18 protein-coding genes and 2 pseudogenes are annotated in these 22782 nt (G+C 64.6%); 5 read left to right on the top strand and 15 right to left on the bottom strand.

Annotated elements, in window-relative coordinates; genetic code table 11:
* Positions 1 to 69: 69 nt before the first annotated feature.
* From HAP41_RS47075 to HAP41_RS47035, 9 genes and pseudogenes are all read right to left on the bottom strand, one after another.
* Positions 70 to 905, bottom strand: a pseudogene (locus tag HAP41_RS47075) (IS5 family transposase).
* A 191-nt stretch (positions 906 to 1096) separates the two neighbouring features.
* A complete protein-coding gene (locus HAP41_RS47070) occupies positions 1097 to 2182 on the bottom strand; it encodes a branched-chain amino acid ABC transporter permease (protein WP_028149341.1) in 1086 nt (361 codons plus the stop codon).
* A complete protein-coding gene (locus HAP41_RS47065; protein WP_166066180.1) occupies positions 2179 to 3189 on the bottom strand; it encodes a branched-chain amino acid ABC transporter permease in 1011 nt (336 codons plus the stop codon). Before HAP41_RS47065 ends, HAP41_RS47070 begins: the two co-directional genes overlap by 4 nt.
* A complete protein-coding gene (locus HAP41_RS47060; RefSeq protein WP_166066215.1) occupies positions 3186 to 3908 on the bottom strand; it encodes an ABC transporter ATP-binding protein in 723 nt (240 codons plus the stop codon). Before HAP41_RS47060 ends, HAP41_RS47065 begins: the two co-directional genes overlap by 4 nt.
* The gene (locus HAP41_RS47055) at positions 3905 to 4669 is read right to left on the bottom strand and encodes an ABC transporter ATP-binding protein (RefSeq protein WP_166066232.1); all 765 of its coding nucleotides are present in this window, start codon (positions 4667 to 4669) and stop codon (positions 3905 to 3907) included. The genes HAP41_RS47060 and HAP41_RS47055 overlap by 4 nt, the downstream gene beginning before the upstream one ends.
* A 64-nt stretch (positions 4670 to 4733) precedes the next feature.
* Entirely contained in the window at positions 4734 to 5918 is a 1185-nt protein-coding gene (locus HAP41_RS47050; RefSeq protein ID WP_166066246.1) for a substrate-binding domain-containing protein, read from the bottom strand.
* Positions 5919 to 6263: 345 nt separating this feature from the next.
* Entirely contained in the window at positions 6264 to 7703 is a 1440-nt protein-coding gene (locus HAP41_RS47045; RefSeq protein ID WP_166066274.1) for a sigma-54 interaction domain-containing protein, read from the bottom strand.
* A 257-nt stretch (positions 7704 to 7960) separates the two neighbouring features.
* The gene (locus tag HAP41_RS47040) at positions 7961 to 9697 is read right to left on the bottom strand and encodes a putative bifunctional diguanylate cyclase/phosphodiesterase (RefSeq protein ID WP_166066279.1); all 1737 of its coding nucleotides are present in this window, start codon (positions 9695 to 9697) and stop codon (positions 7961 to 7963) included.
* A gap of 206 nt (positions 9698 to 9903) precedes the next feature.
* The gene (locus HAP41_RS47035; RefSeq protein ID WP_248577162.1) at positions 9904 to 10866 is read right to left on the bottom strand and encodes a sensor histidine kinase; all 963 of its coding nucleotides are present in this window, start codon (positions 10864 to 10866) and stop codon (positions 9904 to 9906) included.
* A 179-nt stretch (positions 10867 to 11045) separates the two neighbouring features.
* On the opposite strand from HAP41_RS47035, the gene HAP41_RS47030 reads away from it, so the two are divergent.
* On the top strand, positions 11046 to 11882 hold the full coding sequence (locus tag HAP41_RS47030) for an SDR family NAD(P)-dependent oxidoreductase (RefSeq protein ID WP_166066318.1): 837 nt from the start codon (positions 11046 to 11048) through the stop codon (positions 11880 to 11882).
* A 271-nt stretch (positions 11883 to 12153) separates the two neighbouring features.
* On the opposite strand, the gene HAP41_RS47025 is transcribed toward HAP41_RS47030, so the two are convergent.
* The 3 genes and pseudogenes from HAP41_RS47025 to sthA form a co-directional block, all read right to left on the bottom strand.
* Positions 12154 to 13527 carry a cytochrome P450 gene (locus HAP41_RS47025; RefSeq protein ID WP_166066334.1) on the bottom strand — a complete coding sequence of 458 codons (1374 nt, stop codon included), beginning with the start codon at positions 13525 to 13527 and terminating at the stop codon, positions 12154 to 12156.
* Positions 13528 to 13665: 138 nt separating this feature from the next.
* Positions 13666 to 14901, bottom strand: coding sequence for an LLM class flavin-dependent oxidoreductase (locus HAP41_RS47020; protein WP_166066343.1), 1236 nt, complete (start codon positions 14899 to 14901; stop codon positions 13666 to 13668).
* A 271-nt stretch (positions 14902 to 15172) separates the two neighbouring features.
* Positions 15173 to 16478: pseudogene (sthA, locus tag HAP41_RS47015) on the bottom strand (Si-specific NAD(P)(+) transhydrogenase).
* 148 nt (positions 16479 to 16626) lie between these two features.
* On the opposite strand from sthA, the gene HAP41_RS47010 reads away from it, so the two are divergent.
* A complete protein-coding gene (locus tag HAP41_RS47010; RefSeq protein WP_166066358.1) occupies positions 16627 to 18039 on the top strand; it encodes an MFS transporter in 1413 nt (470 codons plus the stop codon).
* Positions 18040 to 18049: 10 nt separating this feature from the next.
* Here HAP41_RS47010 and HAP41_RS47005 read toward each other — a convergent pair whose 3' ends face one another.
* Positions 18050 to 18346, bottom strand: coding sequence for a hypothetical protein (locus HAP41_RS47005; protein ID WP_224580552.1), 297 nt, complete (start codon positions 18344 to 18346; stop codon positions 18050 to 18052).
* Between HAP41_RS47005 and HAP41_RS47000 the strand changes: the two genes are divergently transcribed.
* Positions 18323 to 19351 (top strand): extracellular catalytic domain type 1 short-chain-length polyhydroxyalkanoate depolymerase, encoded by a 1029-nt coding sequence (locus HAP41_RS47000; RefSeq protein ID WP_224580553.1) that lies wholly within the window; start codon positions 18323 to 18325, stop codon positions 19349 to 19351. The genes HAP41_RS47005 and HAP41_RS47000 overlap by 24 nt on opposite strands.
* A gap of 51 nt (positions 19352 to 19402) precedes the next feature.
* Here the strand turns inward: HAP41_RS47000 and HAP41_RS46995 are convergent, their stop codons facing one another.
* Entirely contained in the window at positions 19403 to 19705 is a 303-nt protein-coding gene (locus HAP41_RS46995) for a hypothetical protein (protein ID WP_224580554.1), read from the bottom strand.
* A 200-nt stretch (positions 19706 to 19905) separates the two neighbouring features.
* Here HAP41_RS46995 and HAP41_RS46990 point away from each other — a divergent pair, with 200 nt between their 5' ends.
* The gene (locus HAP41_RS46990; RefSeq protein ID WP_071908999.1) at positions 19906 to 20274 is read left to right on the top strand and encodes a winged helix-turn-helix transcriptional regulator; all 369 of its coding nucleotides are present in this window, start codon (positions 19906 to 19908) and stop codon (positions 20272 to 20274) included.
* 3 nt (positions 20275 to 20277) lie between these two features.
* On the opposite strand, the gene HAP41_RS46985 is transcribed toward HAP41_RS46990, so the two are convergent.
* Positions 20278 to 20958 (bottom strand): MBL fold metallo-hydrolase, encoded by a 681-nt coding sequence (locus tag HAP41_RS46985; protein WP_166066410.1) that lies wholly within the window; start codon positions 20956 to 20958, stop codon positions 20278 to 20280.
* 172 nt (positions 20959 to 21130) lie between these two features.
* Here HAP41_RS46985 and HAP41_RS46980 point away from each other — a divergent pair, with 172 nt between their 5' ends.
* Complete coding sequence (locus HAP41_RS46980) at positions 21131 to 22735, top strand: alpha-amylase family glycosyl hydrolase (protein WP_166066442.1); 1605 nt, start codon at positions 21131 to 21133, stop codon at positions 22733 to 22735.
* Positions 22736 to 22782: the final 47 nt, after the last annotated feature.

Here is a 22782-nt window from a genome sequence, read left to right as displayed (position 1 = left end):
ACAGGAATACACCGCACAAATGGCGCAAACCTTAGGAAAGCCAGTTACCTAAGAGTCTGTCCGGAAAGATTACCTTGGATTGCATAGCTTTCGCAGCATGAGTCGGATGGAGGCCAGCTTGAGAAAGGCGAGCGCCCTGTGATTGAAGCATTCCCAATCTTTGGACAGTCTTCGGCATCGCCCGAGCCAGGCAAAGGTACGCTCGACGATCCAGCGTTTGGGCAAGACGACGAAACGGTGAGCCTGATCGGAGCGTTTGACGATTTCGAGGTTCACGCGCTTCAGAGCGCTACGCAGCCCCTTCTGGAAATGTGGCCCTTGATATCCGCCGTCGGCGTAGAGCTTCAGAAGAAAGGGATAGAGGCCGAACAACGTTGCCATCAGGAGCACGCCGCCGTCGCGATCCTGGATGTCCGCCGCATGCACGATGGCGTGCATCAAGAGGCCTTGCGTGTCGACGAGAATGTGCCGCTTCTTGCCCTTGATCTTCTTGCCCGCGTCGTAGCCATGGAGATCATGAGGCCCCCTTTTTCAGCGCTTTTCACGCTCTGGCTATCGATGATGGCGGCGGTGGGAGAAGCCTCGCGCTCGGCCCTTTCGCGACATTCGACATAGAGGGCGTGATGAATTTTATCGAGCGTGCCGTTCCAGCTCCACAGATCGAAGTAGCCATACAGCGTCGAGCGCGGCGGCAGGTCCTTGGGGATCGCGCGCCACTGGCAACCTGTGCTCAGGATGTACATCAGCCCGTTGGCAATCTCGCGCAGGTCCACCGTACGCTTGTTGCCGCCGCGCTTGGCCGGCGGGATGCGAGGCGCGATCAGCGCCCACTCCTCGTCGGTCAAGTCGCTCGGATAGCGCAGGCGGCTGCGGTCGTAGCGTGCACGGTTCTCGGTAGTCCACATTGGCGGCGCGTCCCCATCGAATCAGGCCGCTCACCTTGAATCACAACCGATTCATTCGACTCAACATGTTTTGGAACAGACACTAAGCATTAATCCGGTTGTGCAGTCGCGCCCGTATGCAGTGGGGCGGGAATCACGTCGCGGTTGTGCCGTGCCCATCACAACCGCTGCGCTGCATCATTAATGCCGGCCTAATGCGAAGCGCCCGCGCTCTTGTCGCGGCCTGCATTGCGCAGCCGTCCGACGACGCCGGTCGGGAAGAAGTAGACGCTGGCGATGAACAGGAGCCCGAGCCACAGCAGCCAGCGATCGGGATGCAACAGCCCCGGCAGCAGCGGCAGGCCTGCTTCGCTCGCCGCCTTGGAGGCGACGCCCATCAGCGACTGCAGATAGTTCTGGGCGAGGATGAAGATGGTGGCGCCGATGATCGCGCCGTAGATCGTGCCCATGCCGCCGATCACCACCATCAACAGAATGTCCAGCATGATCGAGAAGCTGAGCGAGGTGTCGGGGCCGGCATAGCGCAGCCACAGCGCGTTCAAAATGCCGGCGCTGGCGGCGACCAGCGCGGCGAGGCAGTTGGCGTAGGTCAGATGGAAGACGGTGCGAAAGCCGAGCGCCTCGGCGCGAAAGCGGTTCTCGCGGATCGCCTGGAGCACGCGTCCGAAGGGCGAGTTCACGACACGCAACAAAGCGAGGATCATCAGGGCAGAGACGGCGAACACCAGGTAGAAGGTGAGGATGCGGCCGTTGATCTCGAATCCGAACAGGTTCTTGGAGATCAGCACCGTGCCGGGCCGCAGCAACTCCGGCAGCTGGAAGCTGCGCCCGTCCTCGCCGCCGGTCAGCCAGGAGAGCTGCGAGGCCAGCACCTGGAAGGCGGAGGCGACCGCGAGCGTGATCATGGCAAAGAAGATCGCGGCGACCCGCAGCGAGAACAGGCCGATCGCGAGCGCGAGCAGCGCCGCGAGCGGCAGGCCGACGACGATGCCGGTCGCGACCGCGGCCCAGTTCGGGCCCATCCCGTACAGCGCGATCGCGATGGCGTAGCTGCCGATGCCGTAGAACATGGTGTGGGCGAACGACACCGAGCCGGTATAGCCGAGCAGGAGGTCGTAGGAGGCGACGAGCGCGGCGAAGACGCAGATCTTGGCCGCGACGTTCAGCGCCTTGGCGCCCGGGAACAGGAACGGCGTCGCCGCCAGCGCCAGGATGATGACGATGAGGAGAAGCGTGAGCACGCGGCTCTTCGGCGGATCGCCTGACAGGAGCATCATCGGCTGGTCACCGCATAGAGGCCGCGCGGCCGCCACATCAGAATGGCGACCATCAGCAGGATGTTGGAGACGAGGGCGAGTTTCGGCACCAGGAAGCCGCCGTAATTGGCCACCATCGCGACCAGGATGGCGCCGATGAAGCAGCCGCCGATCGAGCCGAGGCCGCCGATGATGACGACGATGAAAATCAAGACGGTGAGGTCGTCACTCATGGAGGCATGGACCTGCTCGCGATAGAGCGCCCACATCACGCCGCCGAGGCCGGCGAGCGCCGATCCCGTCATGAACACGCCGAGGAACAGGCGGCGGATGCGATAGCCGAGCGCCTCGACCATCTCGCGGTTCTCGACGCCGGCGCGGATCAGCAGGCCGAGCTTGGTGCGGTTGAGCACGAGCTGGATCGCGATGAAGACGGCGAGGCCGACCAGCATCGCCAGCACGCGGTATTTGGCGATCGCGACGTCGCCGAGGATGAAGGAGCCCCGCAGCGATGTCGGCAGCGGCGTCGGGATGATCTGCGGTCCCCACAGCGCATAGAGCGTCTGCTCGGCGACGATCAGGCCGCCCGTCGTCATCAGGATCTGCTTCAGATGCTGGCCATAGACGGGCAGGATCAGCATGCGCTCGACGACCAGGCCGAGCGCGCCGGATACCGCCATCGACAGCAGCGCCGCCGGCGCCAGCACGGCGAGGTTCATCCACAGCGAATCCGCCTGCATCGAGGCCGCGAACGGCGCCAGCACGAGGGTCGCCACATAGGCGCCGACGGCGATGAAGGCGCCGTGGCCGAAATTGAGCACGTCCATCAGGCCGAACACCAGCGTCAGCCCCGAAGCCATGATGAAGATCATCATGCCCATGGCGAGACTCGCGGCGGTCAGCGTCAGCCAGGTGCTGGGTGACCCCACCAGTGGAATCATCGCAAGCGCCAGCGCGATCGGCAGCAGGATCGGCGCGAGATCGCGCTTCGGCTTCGGCAGCGGATCATTTGCGGCGAGTTCAGTCACTGATGCGCCTCCAGGCTCAGGCCGAGCAGCCGCTCCTGCAGCGCCACGTCGGCGGCGAGCGCCGCCATCTCGCCGCGATGGACGATGGTGCCGTTGTCCATGACCAGCACGTTGTCGCCGAGCTCGCGGGCGGCAAAGAAATTCTGTTCGACCAGCAGGATCGTCGCGCCCTTGCGCTTGATCTCCTTCAGGCACTCGATCAGTGCCATGACGATCGCGGGCGCCAGCCCCTTGGTCGGCTCGTCGATCAGCAGCAGCTTGCGCGGCTCGACGATGGCGCGCGCGATCGACAACATCTGCTTCTGTCCGCCCGAGAGGCTTCCCGCGCGCGACAGCCAGAACCGGCGCAGCGCGGGGAAGAAGCCGAAAATCCAGTCGAGCTGGGTATCGTCGAGCGGGCCGTCGCGGGCCGCCAGCACCAGGTTTTCCTTCACCGTAAGGTCGGAAAACACCGCCATGCTCTCCGGCACGTAGCCGACGCCGAGCCGCGCGATGTCGGGCGTGGCGCGGCTCTCGATGCGCTCGCCTGCGAGCGTGATTTCGCCGCTGGAGGCCTGCCACAGGCCCATGACGGTGCGCAGCGTCGTGGTCTTGCCGGCGCCGTTGCGGCCGAGCAGCATGGTGGTCTGGCCCTGCGGGACCGCGAGGTCGATGCCCTGGAGGATGTGGTAGCGGCCGATATGCGTGTGCACGCCGGAGAGTTTGAGCAGGTCGGTCATGCGGCACTCTTTGGGGCAACGCCGAGATAGGCTTCCTGCACGATCGGCGAGGCGATCACCTCTGCCGGCGGACCGTCGGCGACAAGTTGTCCGTTGTGCAGCACGATGATGCGGTCGGCGAGCGAGCGCACCACGTCCATCTTGTGCTCGACGAGGAGGATGATCTTGCTCTTGTCCTGCTTCAGCTGCGCGATCAGGTTCAGCACGACCGGCACCTCGTCGATGCTCATGCCCGCGGTCGGCTCGTCGAACATGAACACTTTGGGTTCGAGCGCGATCATCAGCGCCACCTCGAGCTTGCGCTGGTCGCCATGCGACAGCGCAGTCGCCGCGACGCCGCGGCGATTGCCGAGTGCGACCTGGTCGAGGATGGCATCGGCGCGGGTGATCAGGTCGCGGCGGACCATCCAGGGCCGCAGCATGTCGTAATGGGTGCCGCTGGCGGCCTGCACCGCGAGGCGGACGTTCTCTTCCACGGTGAGGTTCGGAAACAGGTTGGTGAGCTGGAAGGCGCGCCCGAGGCCCGCGCGGGTGCGCAGCGGTGCGGAATGCTGCGTGATGTCGGTGCCGTCGAACAGGATGCTGCCGTGTGAAGCGCGCAGCTGGCCCGAGATCAGGTTGAAATAGGTGGTCTTGCCGGCGCCGTTCGGCCCGACGATGGCGATGAGCTCGCCGGGGCGGAACGTGCAGGTGACGTTGTTGACCGCGACATGGCCGCCGAAGCGGATGGTGAGGTCGCGCGTCTCTAACGTCAGGGCCATCGGGAGGACTCTGGGAATGTGGAAGAAGCCTCTCCCCGCCGATGCGGGGAGAGGGAACTTGATATCAGCGCTTGTTGCGGACCGGAACGTCCATGTCCTCGATCTTCAGCTCGCGCACCGGCTCGAGCACGGCCCAGGCGACGTTCGGATCGACCTTGACCTTGAAGTGATACATGCTCTGGAGCGCCTGATGGTCCTCCTTGCGGAACACCATCTTGCCCTTCGGCGTGTCGAACTCCAGGCCTTCCATCGCCGTGATCAGCTTCTCGGTGTCGGTCGACTTCGCCTTGGTGACGGCGGCGACGACGGACATCGCGGCGGCGAAACCGCCCGCGGTGAAGAAGTCCGGCGGCGCGTTGAAGCGCTTCAGGTGCTCGGCGACCAGCCAGTCGTTCACCGGGTTCTTCGGGATCTCGTAGTAGTAATAGGTCGCGCCTTCCATGCCGGGCAGGCCCTTGTAGGCGGCCAGTGCCGGCAGGATGTTGCCGCCGGTGGAGAGCTCGATGCCGTAGCGCTTCGGATCCATGTCCTGGAGCTTGGCCAGCGGATTGCCGGCGCCGGCCCAGATCACCCAGATCACCTTGCGGCCGGGTTTGTCCTTCAGAGCGTCGAACAGGCGCTGACCGACCGCGGTGAAGTCGGTGGTCGAGGTCGGGGCGTATTCTTCCGCGGCGAGCGTCGCGCCGGTCTTGGCGAGCGCCTCCTTGAAGGCGGCGACGCCGTCGCGGCCGAAGGCGTAGTCCTGCGCCAGCGTCGCCACGGTGACGCCCTGCTTGCCGATCGCGACCGCGTTCGAGATAGCGTCCTGCGACGAGTTGCGCGCGGTGCGGAAGATGTAGCGATTCCACTTCTCGCCGGTAATCTGGTCCGCGACGGCGGGCTCGACGATCAGGATCTTCTTGTTCTCCTCGGCGACGGGGAGAATGGCGAGCGCCGCGGCCGACGAGGTCGTGCCGATCGCGATGTCGGCCTTGTCGTCCTGATAGGCTTCCGCGAGCGCGGCTTTCGACAGGTCGGGCTTGCCCTGGTCGTCCTTGGTGATGACGACGATCTTGCGGCCGTCGAGCATCATGGTGCCCTTGGTGGCGTATTCAAAACCCATCTGCAGGCCGGTTTCGGTCTGCTTGGCATAGGCTTCGAGCGGGCCGGTCTTGCCGTAGATCAGCGCGACCTTGAGGTCGTCGGCCTGCGCGGAGGTGTTCGCGGCCAGGCCGAGGATGGCTGCCGTGAGAATGAGCGATCGACGCACGATGATTTCCTCCTTGAATGAACTGCCTTGATCACAGCGATTTGCACAAGTGTGCATACATTGCAATTCCACCTTCCGGCGGAGCTTGCACGAGGCTCATGTGACAGTCTCTTGACGTGCGCGTGCCGGATCGTCGCAGGCCGCGATGCGTTCGCGTTAACGATCCCTGGCTTCACATCAGCCCATGCGTTTCCTCAGGCCGCCTCAGAGCAAGCCCTGCGCCAGATCCGGAGCTTGGCGCGGGAATGCCTGAAATTGCGGCGGATCACGCGCGAATGCCACAGGCGAGCGCCGATATGGCGGTGTCAGGAGTCCGAGACTCCGGACACGTGCCCGTCTCGAAAGTCAGACAGGCGGCGATCCCGACGCCAGTCCGAACTTGGCGAGCTTCTTGTAGAACGTCGCGCGCGAGATGCGCAGCATCCGCGCGGCTTCCGAGATCTGGCCGTTGCTGGCGGCGAGCGCATGCTCGAGCGTCTGTTTCTCGAACTCCGCCTCGGCTTCGGCATAGGGGACGACCGAGCCGGTGATCTGCGGCGCCGGTCCAGGGCCGGCATCCGCGCTGACCGGCAGGATGTGAACGAAATCGTCGCCGGTCAGGCGCCCGGAATCGCTCAGGATCAGTGCGCGTTCCAGAATGTTGCGGAGCTCGCGGACGTTGCCGGGCCAGTCGTAGCGCGCGAGCGCCGACAATCCGCTCGGCGTGATCCTGGCATTGAGGAAATCGCCGGAGGCACTGATGTCCTCGATCAGCCGCGCGCAGATGTTGGGCAGATCGTCGAGGCATTTTCTCAGAGGGGGCAGGTCGATCGAGAGCACGTTGAGGCGGTAGTAGAGATCGGCGCGGAAGGCGCCGTCGCTGACGCGCTTGCGCAAATCCACGTTGGTCGCGGCAATGACGCGCACATCGACCTTGCTGATCTTGTCCGAGCCGAGTGGCTCGATCTCGCGCTCCTGCAGCACGCGCAACAGCTTGGCCTGCAATTGCAGCGGCATCTCGCCGATCTCGTCGAGGAACAGCGTGCCGCCATCGGCGATCCGGAACTTGCCCTCGCGTCCCCTGCGATCGGCGCCGGTATAGGCGCCAGGCGCAGTGCCGAAGAATTCGGACTCGATCAGCGTTTCCGGGATCGCCGCGACATTGACGCTGACGAACGGCTTTTCCGCGCGCGAGGACGTATTGTGGATCGCCTGCGCCAGCAGCTCCTTGCCGGTGCCGGTCTCGCCGGTGAGCAGTACGGTCACGCTCTGCCGCGCCGCGCGCTTGGCGAACTCCTTGGCCTGCGCGATCGCCGCTGTCGTGCCGACGAAATCGGCAAGGGTGAAGCGCGCCGCGCGGGCGTTGGACAATTGCCGCCGCGCCAGCCGCAGATCGCTCTCGAGCTGGGTGACGCGGGCGAGCAGCGGCTTGAGGCTTTCGAGGTGGTCGTAGAGCACGAAGCCGATCGCGCCGATGACGTTGCGGTCCTCGTCCTCGATCGGCATGCGCGTCACCACGAGCTGCTCGCCGCCGAGCTCCATGATGTCGAGCAGGATCGGCTCGCCGCTCTCGGCGACGTTCCGCATCAAGCTGTTCGGGATGATCTCCTCGATCGGCCGGCCGATCGCTTCGGTGGTGTGCTTGAGGCCCAGCGAGGCCAGATATTTCTCGTTGACGTAGATCACCCGCCCGCCGCGATCGATCGCGATCGCGCCCTCGCACAGATGCTCCAGCCGCTCGAACAGCGTCACCATCGCCCGCGCGCGGACATAGGCGGGATCGCTGACGTCGGGGGAGGAGGGCATGGCGTACCTCAGGGAAGTCCGCCTGTGTATTAGCAAAAGGGCAGTAATTTCAAAGGGGGAAATGGCACGTAAGCAGCTCAGCAATTGCCGTCGTCCCGGGGCGCGAAGCGAACCCGGGACCCATACCCACAGGGAGAAGTTTGGCGAAGACTAGGAGTGGGAGCCTCGCTCCACAACTGCTCCCTGGGGTTATGGGTCCCGGGCTCGCGCTTTGCGCGCCCCGGGACGACGGCGGTACTCGTTGCGCCGTTGTCGCCTTACCGCCGGTACCCGCTCGCCCGCGAATAGCCCTGCCGGTTCTGCTGCGTCGGGCGGTTGGACACGCCGGGACGGGATTCGCTGGAGGCGGGGGTCGCGAGCTTGAGCTCCTCCAGGAAGATCGGCCGGGCGAAATAATAGCCTTGCGCGTAGCGGATCTTGGTCGCGGCCTGGAGATAGGCCAGCTCCTCGTAGGATTCGAGGCCTTCGGCGATCACGGTCATGCCGAGCGCTTCGCTCAGGGATTCGATCGCGCGCAAGATGCCCTGGCTGCGCGGGCGCTTATGGATGTCGGTGATGAACGAGCGGTCGATCTTGATCTCGTCGGCCGTGATGTCGGCGAGCGCCGAGAGCGAGGAATAGCCGGTGCCGAAATCGTCGATGGAGATGCCGACGCCGAGCTTGCGGAACATCGGCAGGATCTCGGTCTGGAAATGATTCTTGGCGACGAAGGCGTCTTCCGTCACCTCGATCATGAAGCGCTGCGGAAAGCCGGTCTCGTCCAGCGCCCGCGCGAAACTGCGCATGAATTCGGGGTTGCCGGCCTGCTTGGCGGCGACGTTGATGCTGATGGTCGCTTCCGCGCCGAAGCTGTCGTTGATCAGGTCGATCGACTTGACGATCTCGGCGAGCACGAGATGGGTGAGCTCGTCGATGAGTCCCAATTCGCCGGCAAGGTTGATGAACGAGCCCGGCGCCTGGATCACGCCCTCGTCGTCGCGCAGGCGCACCAATGCCTCGATGCCCGTCACGGCCTGGGTGCGGATGTCGACCTTGGACTGGAACGCGCAGCAGAACCGCTTTTCGAGGATGGCGAGCCGCAGCGACTGCTCGATCTTCATCCGCGCCAGCGCCTCGCGCTCCATGCTGGCGTCGAAGAAGGCCGCCGAGCCCTTGCCGCTGTTCTTGATGCGGTACATCGCGATGTCGGCGTTCTGGCGCAGCGTCTCGAAGCTGCGGCCGTGGTCGGGATAGAGGCTGACGCCGACGGAGGTGGAGGCGAAGACCTCCGAATTGTCGATGAAGAACGGTGCGGTCAGCCGCTCCAGCGTCGCTTGCATGAATTCGGCGACTTCCTCCTGGCTCTGGATCGGGGAGAGCAGCAGCAGGAATTCGTCGCCGGAGATGCGCGACAGCATGTCGGAATCGCGCAGGTCGCGCCCGAGCCGCTTCGACAGCTCGACCAGCAGCGCGTCGCCGACGGCGTGGCCGTAATAGTCGTTGATGTGCTTGAAATTGTCGACGTCGAGAAAAGCAAGCGCGAAACGCTCGCCTTTGCCGTCGCGCGCGAGCAGGCTGCCGGCGCGATGCTCGATCACGCGCCGCGAGGGCAGGCCGGTCAGCTCGTCGAAATAGGCCGAGCGGAACAGCTGGTCCTCGAAATTCTTCTGTTCGGTGATGTCGGAGGACGCCGAGATCAGCAGCTCGCGTCCGGCAACGCGGACGGGGCGATGGGTGGTCAGCAGCACCTGGCGTGCAGCTCCGTCCTGGAGCGCTTCCTCGGAGATGACCGCCTCGCCGGACCTCAGTGCCCGCTGGCAGGCTTCCCGGCGCGGCGTCAGATCGGGCGACGGACGGCTGCCGTCCATGCCGAGCTGGGCGGCCGCGACATCGTTAACCAGGAGAAGCTCGCCCTGCGCGTCCTGCACGGTCAGACCGGCAGGCAGCATTCTAACGATTTCCTTGAGAAATCCGAGCTCGGCTTCACTCGCGCCGGAATATCTGTTGTCGTTCATAGAAGTCATGAATCTTGTTGTTTCAGCGCGCCTTTGCAATGGACGCGATCTTGCGCAGTTCCCTCTTAGGTTTGGTTAAGGGGTACGGAGAAATACGGGGGTGTTTTGCGGCGATGCGACGCGCCCGACCCATCGTCATTAACGGAGCGTCAACGCGCGCAGCGAAACTGCGAGCGGAGCGCGCGTCTCTTGCGCTCGTGACGCGTCTAACCGTTCTGCGGGATGCGGCATTGCATGATGCAATGCAGGCCGGTCTTGAGATACGAGACCTCGGACTTGCCGTCGAAAGCCGACAGCGCCGACTTCAGCAGCTTGGTGCCGAAGCCGGGCTCGGAGACCTTGTCGATGCTCGGACCCTCGGTTTCGTCCCAGGTGACGGTCAGACGGTCGCCGCTGACGGTCCACGACACCTGCAATAATCCGCGCGGCGCGGAGAACGCACCATATTTGCCCGCGTTGGTGGCGAGCTCGTGAAACATCAGGGACGTGACCGCGAGCTTCGGCGGCAGGAACAGCCGGTCGCCGTTGAGCGTGAAGCGGACATGGCCGTAAGGTCCGAGCTCCGCGATCAGGAGATCGCGGATATCGCAGCCGCCCTTGTCGATCCGCGAGATCAGATCGTCGGTTGCAGCCAGCGACCGTAGCCGCGGATCGATCCGGGCCCAGACCTGCGGCTGGTCGTGCAGCACCTGGTGCAGCACGGCGTGCGCGGTCGACAGCTTGTTCTTCAGCCGGTGCTGGAGCTCGTCGACCAGCAGCTTGCGGTATTCTTCTTCCTCGATCAGGCGTTTGGAAATCCGGCGCTGTTCCGCCAGCATCCCGCGATAATGCTCGACGCCCCAGATCGTGAGGGCGGAGACGCCCCAATAAAGGGTCAGCAAGGTGAACCTGGAGCGATCGGCAAGAGCGTCGCTGAAATTGACGACGACGCCGAGCACGCCGCCGACCAGCGCGGTGATGATGCCGATCCGCAAGCCGCCGAATGCGGCGGCAAAGAACACGGCCGGAAAGTACGGGGTGAAGTAGACGTCGGGCCGCACATGCGCGAGACCCCAGCGCGCCACCGTCGCAACCAGCAGGCAGGCGACCGCGAAGCCGAGGCTCAGAGCGAGCGATGGCGCTGCCACGCCCTGCCAGCCCTTGCGGAATTCGTCGATCAGCTTCTCCATGCCCGGCCCGGTTGCGCTATGCGCGCGTAAATCGAGAAAGGAGCGGGAATGTTACGCATGTCGCATGCACAAGCAAAGCTTGCCTTGTCGCAGACCGGCAGGAATAGTGACTGTCGCGGCGCCGAGATCGATCGGCGTCCGCCATTTGACATCAAATCATTCGAAAACAGGAACATTCCATGGGCAGGCTGGATGGCAAGGTTGCAGTGATTACGGGCGCGACGAGCGGGATCGGCCTGCGTACCGCGGAAGTCTTCGTTGCTGAAGGTGCCAAAATTGTGATCGCGGGGCGGCGCATACCGGAAGGCGAGGCGCTGGCGAAGCAGCTCGGGGCCGCCTGCATCTTTCGCCAGACCGACGTGACGGTCGAAGCGCAGATGCAGGCGCTGATCGCGCTCGCGGTGGAGAAATTCGGCCGGATCGACTGCCTGTTCAACAATGCCGGCGGCCCGGCGCAGACCGGGGGCATCGAAGGCCTCGATGTCGAGCGGTTCGACGCGGCGATGGCGACCTTGGTGCGCAGCGTCATGCTCGGCATGAAGCATGCCGCGCCCGTCATGAAGAAGCAGGGGTCTGGCAGCATCATCAACAATGGCAGCATCGCAGGCCGTCTCGCCGGCTTTTCCTCCTCGGTCGTCTATGGCGCGGCCAAGGCGGCGGTGATCCATCTCACCAAATGCGTGGCGATGGAGCTCGGCGAGTCCAACGTGCGGGTCAACTCGATCTCGCCCGGCGCGATCGCGACCGGCATTTTCGGCAAGGCGCTGGGGCTGTCGACAGAGGCCGCCGAGAAGACGCCGGCGGTGATGCGCGATATCTACAAGACCGCGCAGCCGATCCCGCGCGCCGGCATTCCTGATGACATCGCCCTTGCCGCGGTGTTCCTGGCGAGCGACGAGTCGAGCTTCATCAACGGCCACGACCTCGTCATCGACGGCGCCATCACCGGCGGTCGCAACTGGAGCCAGCAGCAGCAGGGATTGTCAGCGTTGCGCAAGGCGTTTGATGAGGCGTAGCGGATAGGTCTCGAGCCCCGGATGCGGTGCGGCGTGAAGTGCCGCTCCGCAGAGCCGGGGCCCATCTATCCGCAGCTTACCCTCTGGCTTGCTGGGTCCCGGCTCTGCGCAGGGGCGCAAGCGCTGCAGCGCGTCCGGGGCACGAGAGTTGAGCCCGCGATATCTCTGCAACTTTCGTCATTGCGAGGAGCGAAGCGACGAAGCAATCCAGGCTGTTTCCGCGGAAACAGCCTGGATTGCTTCGCTTCGCTCGCAATGACGGCGAGGGCGCCTACACCGCCTTCACCCGCACCCTCAAGCCATCCCGCGGCTTCGGGATCGGCCACATCTGCCAGTCCGGCTTGTAGCCCGGCTCCAGCGATACTTCGAGGTTCTGCAAAAAGTGCCGGGCAAAGCACTTCGCCTGCATGTAGGCGAAGTGCAGGCCGAGGCACATATGCGCGCCGCCGCCGAACGGCACCCAGGCAAAGCGATGCCGGTTGCGCTGGGCTTCCTCGGTGAAGCGCAGGGGATCGAAGCGATCCGGCTCCGGCCAGATGTCCTTCATGTGGTGGGTGTAGAGCGGATTGACGCCGACGGCGGTGCCGGCCGGAATCGTAAAACCCTTGAAGGTGAAATCGCGCATCGCACGGCGCGGCATCGACGGCACCGGCGGCTTGATCCGCAGGGCCTCCTTGAACGCCATCTCCGACAGCGGCATTTTTTCGAGGTCGTCGAAGCTGCTCGGCGAACCCGGTGCGAGCCCCAGCGCAAGAACCTCTGCGCGCAGCCTGTCCTGCCAGTCCGGATTGGCGGCGAGCTCGCCGATGAAGGAGGTCAGCGACGAGGTCAGCGTGTCGTGCGCCGCCATCATCAGGAAGCTCATATGGTCGATGATGTCCTGCTCGGAGAGCAGGGCGCCATCCTCGTGGGTGGCGCGGCAGAGCTGCGAGAACAGATCGTCGCCGCCGTGATTGCCGCGTCTCAGCGGGATCTGCTCGCGGAAATAGGCCACGATGCGCTTGCGTCCCTTCACGCCGGCCGCCATCTGCGTGCCCGGCAGCGGCCGGCGGATCGGGGCGACCGCGGCCGCGACCATGTCGACGAACGCGCGGTTGATCTCGTCGACCTCCGGCCCGATATCGGCACCGAGGAACGACGCCGCCGCGAGGTCGAGCGTGAGCTGCTTCATCGCCGGATAGAGCTTCATCTCGCCGGGCTTCGCCTTCCACTGCGCGACGCGCGCGGCGATGCCGTGGTCGAGATCGCTCAGGTACGACTTCATCGGCCCCGACTTGAACGCGACCGACAGCGCCTTGCGATGCAGCCGGTGCTCGTCGAAATCGAGCAGCATCAGGCCGCGCGGAAACAACAGGCCCAGCACCTTGTTCCAGCCGTGTGTCGACGAGAACAGCTTTTGCTGGTCGAACAGCACGAGCTCGTTGGCCTCGGGCCCGAGCAGCACGACATTGGTCTCGCCGAAAATATGGGTGCGGTAGACCGGGCCGTATTTGGCGCCGTTCGCTTCGATATGTCCCTTGGGATCGGAGAGCACCTGAAAGGTCTTGCCGATGATCGGCCAGCCCGCGTCGCCGGGGATGTGCGTCAGCTCGTTGCGCCTGGGTGCGGTGAACGGAAGCGCAGGGGCGACAGTCTGCATCGACATGACGATTGCTCCGGTTGACCGACCGAACAGGCGCGCGAACACAGATGACTACGACCCGCGCCAGCTGACCGGGGTCAGCATAGCACAGGCCGGTATGACTTTCTTGTGAACGTCGTTACAAGCGTAGTTCCGACGGGCCTACCGCTTCGCCGCTTCCTTCTGCAAATCCGGGGCGTTGACGGCGGGAATGGCGACGCGGCCGGCGCCGGTCACCTTCAAGGCCTCTGCAGCCTTCTCGTTCTCCATGATCTTCGCCATCACGGCCTGCCCGGCGCGTTCGAAGATCGCGCGGTTCTCGATCACGAACTTTTGCGACTTGCGCAGTCCGTCGATATAGCCGTTGATCTCCGGCACGACGTAGCGCGCCACCAGGTCCCAGCTTCGGCGGGTATTTTCGGGATTGGCCCAATCGTGCACGAAGCCGATCACGGCGCCGACGCCGCCCGACACCTGCATCACGTTCTTGATCATCTTGACGAGGTCGTCGGGCGTACCGATCACGGAGGCCGCACCGTCGACGAAAGCGGTCTTGTCCACGGCCTCGTCGGGCGAGGCGAACGCGGTCAGGCCCGGCCGCTGCAGCGTGCCGACATTATATTCGTTGTGCCAGCGCATCAGGCCGGCGCCGGCTTCGCGGCGGGCCTGCTCGCGGGTCTCGGCGAGGTGGCAGGTCAGCAGCACGCGCCAGTTCGCCCGATCCACCTTGGTGCCGTGCTTCTTGGCGGCGTCCTCGGCGAACTGCCATTGCTGTTGCAGGGACATCAAGCCCTGCGTCGTCATCGAGCCCAGCGAGATGATGCCGATGCCGTATTTGCCGGCGAGCGTCATGCCCGAGGGCGAGATCTGCGAGGCCACGACGAACGGCATCTCCTCCTGCAAGGGCAGGATCTGGAGCGCGGCGTCGTTCATGGTGAACCAGTCGCTCTTCGCGGTGACGCGCTCGCCGTTGAACAGGCGGCGGGTCACGCCGATCGCCTCGTCCTGGCGGTCGCGCTGCGTCATCGGGTCGATGCCGAGCGTGTGCGCGTCCGACGCCAGCGCGCCGGGACCGGAGCCGAAAATGGCGCGGCCGCCGGTCATGTGGTCGAGCTGCACCATGCGCTGGGCGACGTTGAAGGGATGATGATAGGGCAGCGACACCACGCCGGTGCCGAGCTTGATCCGCTTGGTGCGCTCGCCGGCCGCGGCCAGAAACATCTCGGGCGAGGCGATCATCTCCCAGCCGGAGGAATGGTGCTCGCCGCACCAGAACTCGTCATAACCGAGCGCGTCGAGCTGCTCGACCAGGTCGAGATCGCGCCGGAACTGGAGCATCGGATGTTCCCCGATCGGGTGATGCGGGGCAAGGAAGGCTCCGAACTTCAGGCGCGCCATGGCGTTCTCTCCGGCTGAATTTTCTGTTTGTTGGGTGTGCGGAGGCTACGTGCTGGGGGCACTGAACGCAATCGCGCGATGTCCCGCGCAGCGGAATGCAGGCATGCGCAGCGAAGACCACTCTCTTCTCCTTCTCCCCATTCTTGCGTGCAGACGCTTCCACACCGTCATGGCCGGGCTTGTCCCGGCCATCCACGACCTTTGCGGCGCTACGAAGAACGTGGATGCCCGGGACAAGCCCGGGCATGACGAGAAGAGGGCGAGGAGAAGATTACCGCGTCATCCTGTTCCACGCATCCAGCCCGGCGATCTTGTACGCCTCCGCCAGCGTCGGATAGTTGAACGTGTTCTGGATGAAATAGTCGATGGTGCCTTTGAGGTTCAGTACGGCCTGGCCGATATGGATCAGCTCGGTGGCGCCTTCGCCGAGGATGTGCACGCCGAGCAGCCGGCGCGTCTTGGTCGAGAAGATCATCTTCATCATGCCGCTGTTCAGCCCCATGATGTGGCCGCGGGAGGTCTCGCGGAAGCGTGCGATGCCGACCTCGTAGGGAATGCCGCGCGTGCGCACCTCTTCTTCGGTGAGTCCCGTCGTCGATATCTCCGGCACCGAATAGATGCCGTAGGGGAAGAACTCCGGCGGCGCGAGCGGCTCCATGCCGAGCGCGTGGCAGGCGGCGACGCGTCCCTGCTCCATCGAGGTGGAAGCGAGGCTCGGAAAGCCAATCACGTCACCGGCGGCGTAGATGTGCGGCACGCTGGTCTGCAAGGTCACGGGATCGACCGAGATGCGGCCGCGATGGTCGACGACGATACCGGCCGCCTCTAAGTTGAGCCGATCGGTGGCGCCGACGCGCCCCGCCGCGAACAGCAGCATTTCCGTGGTGACGTGCCGCCCGTCCGACAAATGCGTGACGATGCCACCCTGCGCAGTCTTTTCGATCGAGTTGACCTTGGCGCCGAGCCGCAGCGCGACGTTGCGGTCGCGCAGCTCGTGCACGAATTCGTCGATCAATTCCTTGTCGATGAAATCGAGGAAGGTCGGCCGCGGTTCGATCAGGGTCACCGGCACGTCGAGCGCGCTGAAGATGGTGGCGTATTCGACGCCGATCACGCCGGCGCCGATCACAGCCAGGCTGCGCGGCAGCTTTGGCAGCTCGATGATCTCGTCGCTGTCGAGCACGGTGGTGCCGTCGAACGGCACGTAGTCCGGGCGGAACGGGCGCGTGCCGCAGGCGATCAGGAGCGGTGCGCACCAGGTTGCGGCTGAACTGATGCTCGAGTACCTCGACCTCATGGTCGAGCGTCTTCTGAAGACGGATCATCAGGTCGCTCGCCGCGATGTCCTGCTTCACCTTGTAGGAGCGGCCGTAAAAGCCGCGCTCGCGCCAGCCGGAGAGATTGAGCACGGTCTCGCGCAGGGTCTTTGAAGGAATCGTCCCGGTATGGACCGAGACGCCGCCGACCCGCCGGCCCTTCTCCACCACCAGCACGGCCTTGCCGAGCTTGGCACATTGCACCGCAGCCCGGCGCCCCGACGGGCCCGAGCCGATCACCACCATGTCGTAGTCGTACATCCGGAAAACTTCCGAGCCCGCAAAACCAGCGGGAATTGCCATGCAGCAATCGGGCCAAAGCGGCAAGTCCTACCTCGGAGGTAATCGCGCCGATGACGCCGATCTGCGAGTTTTGCGCCCAAATAAATCGCCGAAGGCTCGCGCGAAAATGCATCAAACCGTCACAAAACAAGTCGATTCGTCGCGCCGCTGGGGCGTGTTGGCGATCGTCGTCGCCGCGCAGTTCATGTTCGGCGTCGATGCCTTCATCGTGAACGTCGCCATTCCCACTATCGCGGCGGACCTGCATGCGACGCCGGCGCAGATCGAATCCGTCATCGCGATCTATCTGATCGCCTACGCCACGCTGGTCGTCACCGGCGGCCGCCTCGGCGACATCCACGGCACGAAGAATGTCTTCCTGGCCGGCGTGCTCGGCTTCACGGTGACCTCGCTGTGGTGCGGGCTGGCGCAATCGGGCGCGGAGCTGATCATCGCGCGGCTGGCGCAGGGCGCGACTGCAGCGCTGATGGTGCCGCAGGTGCTGGCGACGCTGCATCTGCTCTTCACCGACGAACAGCGCAGCCGCGCTTTCGCCATCTACGGCATCGTGCTCGGGCTTGCGGGCGCCGCGGGCTTCCTGCTCGGGGGTCTCCTGGTCACGATCGACCTCGCCGGTACCGGCTGGCGCTCGGTGTTCTTCGTCAACGTGCCCTGCGGCCTCGTCATTGCGGCCGCCGCCTGGCGCATCATGCCGTCGGTGCCGCGCCGGGCCGGCACGCGGCTCGACATCAAGGGGAGCGTGGTGCTGTTCGCGGGGCTGTTGTGCCTGATCGGACCGCTGCTGTTCGGTCACGATGTCGGCTGGGCGCCGTGGCTATGGGCCGTGATGGCGAGCGGCGGCGCGATCCTTGTCGTCTTCTTGAAGCTCGAGCATGCGGTGGCGCGCGCCGGCGGCATGCCGCTGATCGATCTGACGCTGCTGTCCGATGCAGCCTTCCTGCGTGGGCTCGGCGCAGCGTTCTTTTTCTTCGTCGCCAATCTCTCGTTCTATCTCGTCATGACGCTGTTCATGCAGCGCGGCCTGAAGATCCCACCGCTCGCAGCCGGCATGGCCTTCATTCCGCTCGCGCTGGCTTTCGTGGTCGCGTCGCGTCACAGCGGCGCGCGGGCGCGCCATCGCGGGACCAAGGTGTTGATCGAAGGCTGCATGTTGCAGATCGCGGGCCTCGCCGCACTCGCGCTGGTCACGGGCTATATCGATGCGCCGACGCCGATCCTGCTCGCACTCGTCATGATCATCTTCGGCTACGGGCAGGGGCTGGTGATGGCGCCGCTATCCGGTGCGGTGCTCTCGACGGTGAAGCCTGTCGCGGCAGGCTCGGCGTCCGGCATGTACGGCACGACGGCGCAGATCGGAAATGCAGCCGGAGTGGCCGCAATCGGCGCGGCGTTCTTTGCGGTTGAAGCGTTGCAATCGGCGCGCGCAGGCTTCTTCGTTTCGCTCGCCGCGTTTGCGGCGTTAATCACGATCTGCGCCGCATTTCTGGCGTGGATGCGCCGCGTCTCTGCACGAAGTTGAGGCATTGCGGTTAATTCATGCGTATTCCTGCGGATTTTTGCATGATTTCGGGTGATAGACAGCACACGGGCTTTTTATTTTGCACCGCAGCAACTATTTGGTTTGGGTGAACGTTGAACGTCGCCTGCCAGGAGTTGCCGTGTCGCTTGCCAAAAATCTCGCTCTCTTGAGACATCTGCCAAAGGTGGATGGTCTGCGCCTTGCCGAATTCGGCCGGAGCGCGGACGTATCCAGCGCGTTGGAAGAAGTCACGGGCTTCGGCGACAATCCCGGAAACCTGCGCATGTTCGCGTTCGTGCCGGCGCAACTCCAGAAGCCGCGCGCGCTCGTTGTCGTGCTGCATGGCTGCGGCCAGACCGCCGCTGCTTACGATCTCGGCGCGGGATGGTCGACGCTCGCGAAGCATTACGGCTTCGCGCTGGTGATGCCCGAGCAGCAACGCGTCAACAATGGCAACACCTGCTTCAACTGGTTCAATCCGGAAGACACTGCGCGGGACGGCGGCGAGGCGCGGTCGATCCGCGAAATGATCGCGCATATGGCCAAAGCGCACCGCATCGATCCCAAACGCGTCTTTATCACCGGTCTCTCCGCCGGCGGCGGCATGACGTCGGTGATGCTCGCGACCTATCCGGAAGTTTTTGCGGCCGGTGCGGTGATCGCCGGGTTGCCCTATGGCATCGCCTCGAATCTGCGCGAGGCGCTCGACGGCATGTTTCATTCGCCGCAGCGGCCGGAGCGCGAACTCGGCGACTTCGTGCGGCGCGCCTCGAACCATCGCGGGCCGTGGCCGAAGATGTCGGTGTGGCACGGCAGCGCCGACCGCACCGTCAATCCCGGCAACGCCAGCGAGATCGTCAAGCAGTGGCTCGACTTGCACGATCTGCCGGCCGTGCCGATGGCGGAGACCATCGTCGACGGCTATCCGCGCCAGGCCTGGTGGAACAAGGACGGCGAGACGCTGGTCGAGTCCTACGCCATCACCGACATGGCCCACGGCACGCCGCTCGGCCTCGCCGATAATGATCAGCGTTACGGCATCGAAGGCGCGTTCCTGATCGAGGCCGGTATCTCCTCGTCGTACCACATCGCAAAGTTCTTCGGCCTCACCGGCTGGATTCCGGACGCGGCCGGGAAGAAGGCCGGGCCCGGGACGTCGAAGCCGGCGCTTTCACCCGCGCCGCATCTCGCCCGCTCGATCCGCGCCGCAGTCGCCGAAGAGCCGGCCGAGCCGAAGCGCGAGGCGGCGCGCGGCTTCGATCTCGGCCAGATCATCACCCGCGCACTCACCGCCGCGGGATTGATGAAGTAGCCCCACTGTCGTCCCGGGGCGCGACGTAGTCGCGAGCCCGGAATGACGGAGCTACGCCGTCTGATCGATCCATTCGATCGGCGCCACCGTCACCTCGCCGCCGGCGACCTTCCGCGTCATCTCCTGATAGGCCTTGAAGAAGTCGCGCGATTGCAGCGCCTTTTGCGCGGCCTCGTCGGTGACGCTGGCGAGGTGGAAATAGCTGGCGTCGTCGCGGTTCTTCAGGACCCGATAGCCGATCCGCCCCTTCAACTCCGGATCGCCCTCGATCGCCTTGATGAAGCGGCGGATCTCCTGGTGCCAAGCTTCCGTCGTGCCGTTCCTGAATTCGTACCTGATCATGAAGTGCTTCATGTGACGCTCCCTGTTCGTCATGTGCGCCATCATCTGCGCCTTGCGGGCGATCCTGCAAGTATGGACAAAATTGATAGTATGGACTTTTTCGACGTCGCTCCTATCCTTATCGCATAGCGTTTTCGAGCGAAGTGGATACCGGTTCGCGTAAAGAAAACGCGTCAAAACAAGAATGGCTGGCTGCGTATGGAGGAGGCGACATGGCAAGGGCAAACCCGGCGCGCACCTGTCCGGTTACGGCCTTTCAGAAGATGATCAGCGGCAAGTACAAGCTGCGCATCGTCTGGGACCTCAGGGACGGTCCGCGGCGCTATGGCGAGATCAGGAGCGGCCTGTTGCGCGGCATGGCCGGCAGCGCCGAGATCACCCCGCGCGTGCTCAGCCGCGAATTGAAGGCGCTGACCCAAAGCGGCCTCATCGACCGCAAGGATTTTGGCGAGGTGCCGCCCAAGGTCGAGTATCGCCTGACGCGCAAGGGCAAGAGTTTCGTGCCGGTCGTCGCCGCGATCCGCGACTGGGGCGAGCGCAACCTCAGTGAGACGGCGGCGTTGGCGGAGGCCGCCGAGTAGCGCTCACATCTCGCCGGTGATGAACGGATTGGTCATCCGTTCCTGGCCGATGCTCGAGCCGGCGCCGTGGCCGCAGATGAAGCCGACGTCGTCGCCGAGCGGCAGGAGCTTGGTCTTGATCGAGTTGATCAGCGTGGCGTGACTGCCGCCGGGCAGGTCGGTGCGCCCGACCGAGCCTGCGAAGAGCACGTCGCCGACATGGGCAAAGCGCAAGTCCTTGTTGAAGAACACCACGCTGCCGGGCGAGTGGCCCGGGCAGTGCAAAATGTCGAACTGCAGGCCGCCGATCGACACGCTGTCGCCCTCGTCGAGCCAGCGGTCCGGCTCGAAATTGCGGCCGCCGGTCATGCCGAAGCGCGCGCCGCTCTCGACCACGTTGTCGAGCAGGAATTTATCCGCGACATGCGGCCCCTCGATCGGCACCTTCAGCGCATCGCGCAATTCGGCCGCGCCGCCGACATGGTCGATATGGCCGTGGGTCAGCCAGATCTTCTCCACGGTGACGCCGGTCTGCTTGATCGCGTCCAGAATCTTCGGCACGTCCCCGCCGGGGTCGATCACCACGGCCTTCTTGCCGGGCTCGTCCCAGATGATGGTGCAGTTCTGCTCGAACAGCGTCACGGGGACGATGATCGCGCCGGCCTTGGCTTGCGAGGACTCTTGGGTGTCATTTTGCTCGGTCATGGCGCCACAATGCCGATTTTTGTCATGCCGCCAAGCAAAAGATTCGTGCCTCGCCCGGGAACAGCCGCACCCGCCGTCACACGTCCGTCCCAATTCGCCTGCTGGTTTGAACCGCGGCGTTCGTTCCGCGTTCACTCGCGCGAGACGCAGATTTTTGGGTGGGTTTTCCGGCATGGCTCAGGGCGGCGACAATTGGTGGCGCGACGGCATCTTCTATCAGATCTACCCGCGCTCCTTTCAGGACACAGACGGTGACGGCGTCGGCGATCTCGCCGGCATTTTGCGCCGGCTGCCTTACGTGAAATCGCTCGGCGTCGACGCGATCTGGCTGTCGCCGATCTTTCCGTCGCCGATGGCCGATTTCGGCTACGACATCTCCGACTATACCGGCATCGATCCGCTGTTCGGCACGATGGCGGATTTCGATGCGCTGCTCGCGGCGGCGCATGACAACGGCCTGAAGCTGATCCTCGACCTCGTGCCGAACCACACATCAAGCCAGCATCCCTGGTTCGTCGAGAGCCGGTCCTCGCGCGACAATCCCAAACGCGACTGGTACGTCTGGCGCGATCCGGCCGCCGATGGCGGTGTCCCGAACAACTGGCTGTCCGAATTCGGCGGCAGCGCGTGGGCTTTCGACGAGACGACAGGTCAATATTACTACCACGCCTTCCTCGCCGAGCAGCCGGACCTCAACTGGCGCAATCCGGATGTCCGCGCGGCGATCTACGACGCGATGCGGTTCTGGCTGGAGAAGGGCGTCGACGGCTTCCGCGTCGACGTGATCTGGCACCTGATCAAGGATGCCGAATTCCGCGACAACCCGCCGAACCCGCATTACGTCGAGGGCCGACCGCCGAACGAGAAGATCCTGACGCAATACTCCACCGACCAGCCGGAGGTGCATGACGTCATCGCCGAGATGCGGCGCGTCACGGACGCGTATCGCGACCGCGTGCTGATCGGCGAAATCTATCTGCCGCTGCACCGGCTGATGGCCTATTACGGCAACGATCTCACCGGCGCGCAGATGCCGTTCAACTTCGCGCTGCTCTCGACGTTCTGGAGCGCGCGCTCGATCGAGACAATCGTTGAGGATTACGAGAAGGCGCTGCCGAAGGGCGCCTGGCCGAACTGGGGGCTCGGCAATCACGATCGTCCGCGCGTCGCAAGCCGCGTCGGGCCGGAGCAGGCCCGCGTCGCCGCCATGCTGCTGCTGACCTTGCGCGGCACGCCGACGCTCTATTACGGCGACGAGATCGGCATGCACCAGCTGGCAATCTCCCCCGAGGACGTGCGCGACCCCTTTGAGAAGAATGTGCCCGGCATCGGGGTGGGGCGCGACGGCTGCCGTACGCCGATGCAGTGGGACTCTTCGCAGACCGGCGGCTTCTCCGGCGTAAGGCCATGGCTGCCGCTGCCGGAGGACCACATCCACGAAAACGTCGTCAATCTCGAAGCGGATTCACGATCGATCCTCAGTCTCTACAAGAGGCTGATCGCGTTGCGAAAGGCCTCTCCGGCGCTGGTCGAGGGCGACTACCATCCGATCGCCGCGCAAGGCGATCTGCTGGTCTATCGCCGCGAGGCCGAGGGCATCGCGATCATCATCGTCCTCAATCTCGGGCCCGACCCGATCGCCGTGACCACCAGCGCGATCCGTTTCAACAGCGAGATCTTGCTGTCGACGTTTCTGGATCGCGAGGGCGAGAGGCTGGAAGGCGTGCTGGATCTGCGCGGCAACGAGGGCGTGGTGGTGATGCCGCCCCACATCTAGCCGTTCGCGGGGACGACAGATGAGCTTGTGGCCGCGGTTCATCGGGC

The organism is Bradyrhizobium barranii subsp. apii (assembly GCF_011516635.5).
Lineage (GTDB): Bacteria > Pseudomonadota > Alphaproteobacteria > Rhizobiales > Xanthobacteraceae > Bradyrhizobium > Bradyrhizobium barranii.
The sequence above is the reverse complement of the archived record's forward strand: the minus strand, read 5'-3'. Positions and strand labels throughout refer to the sequence as shown.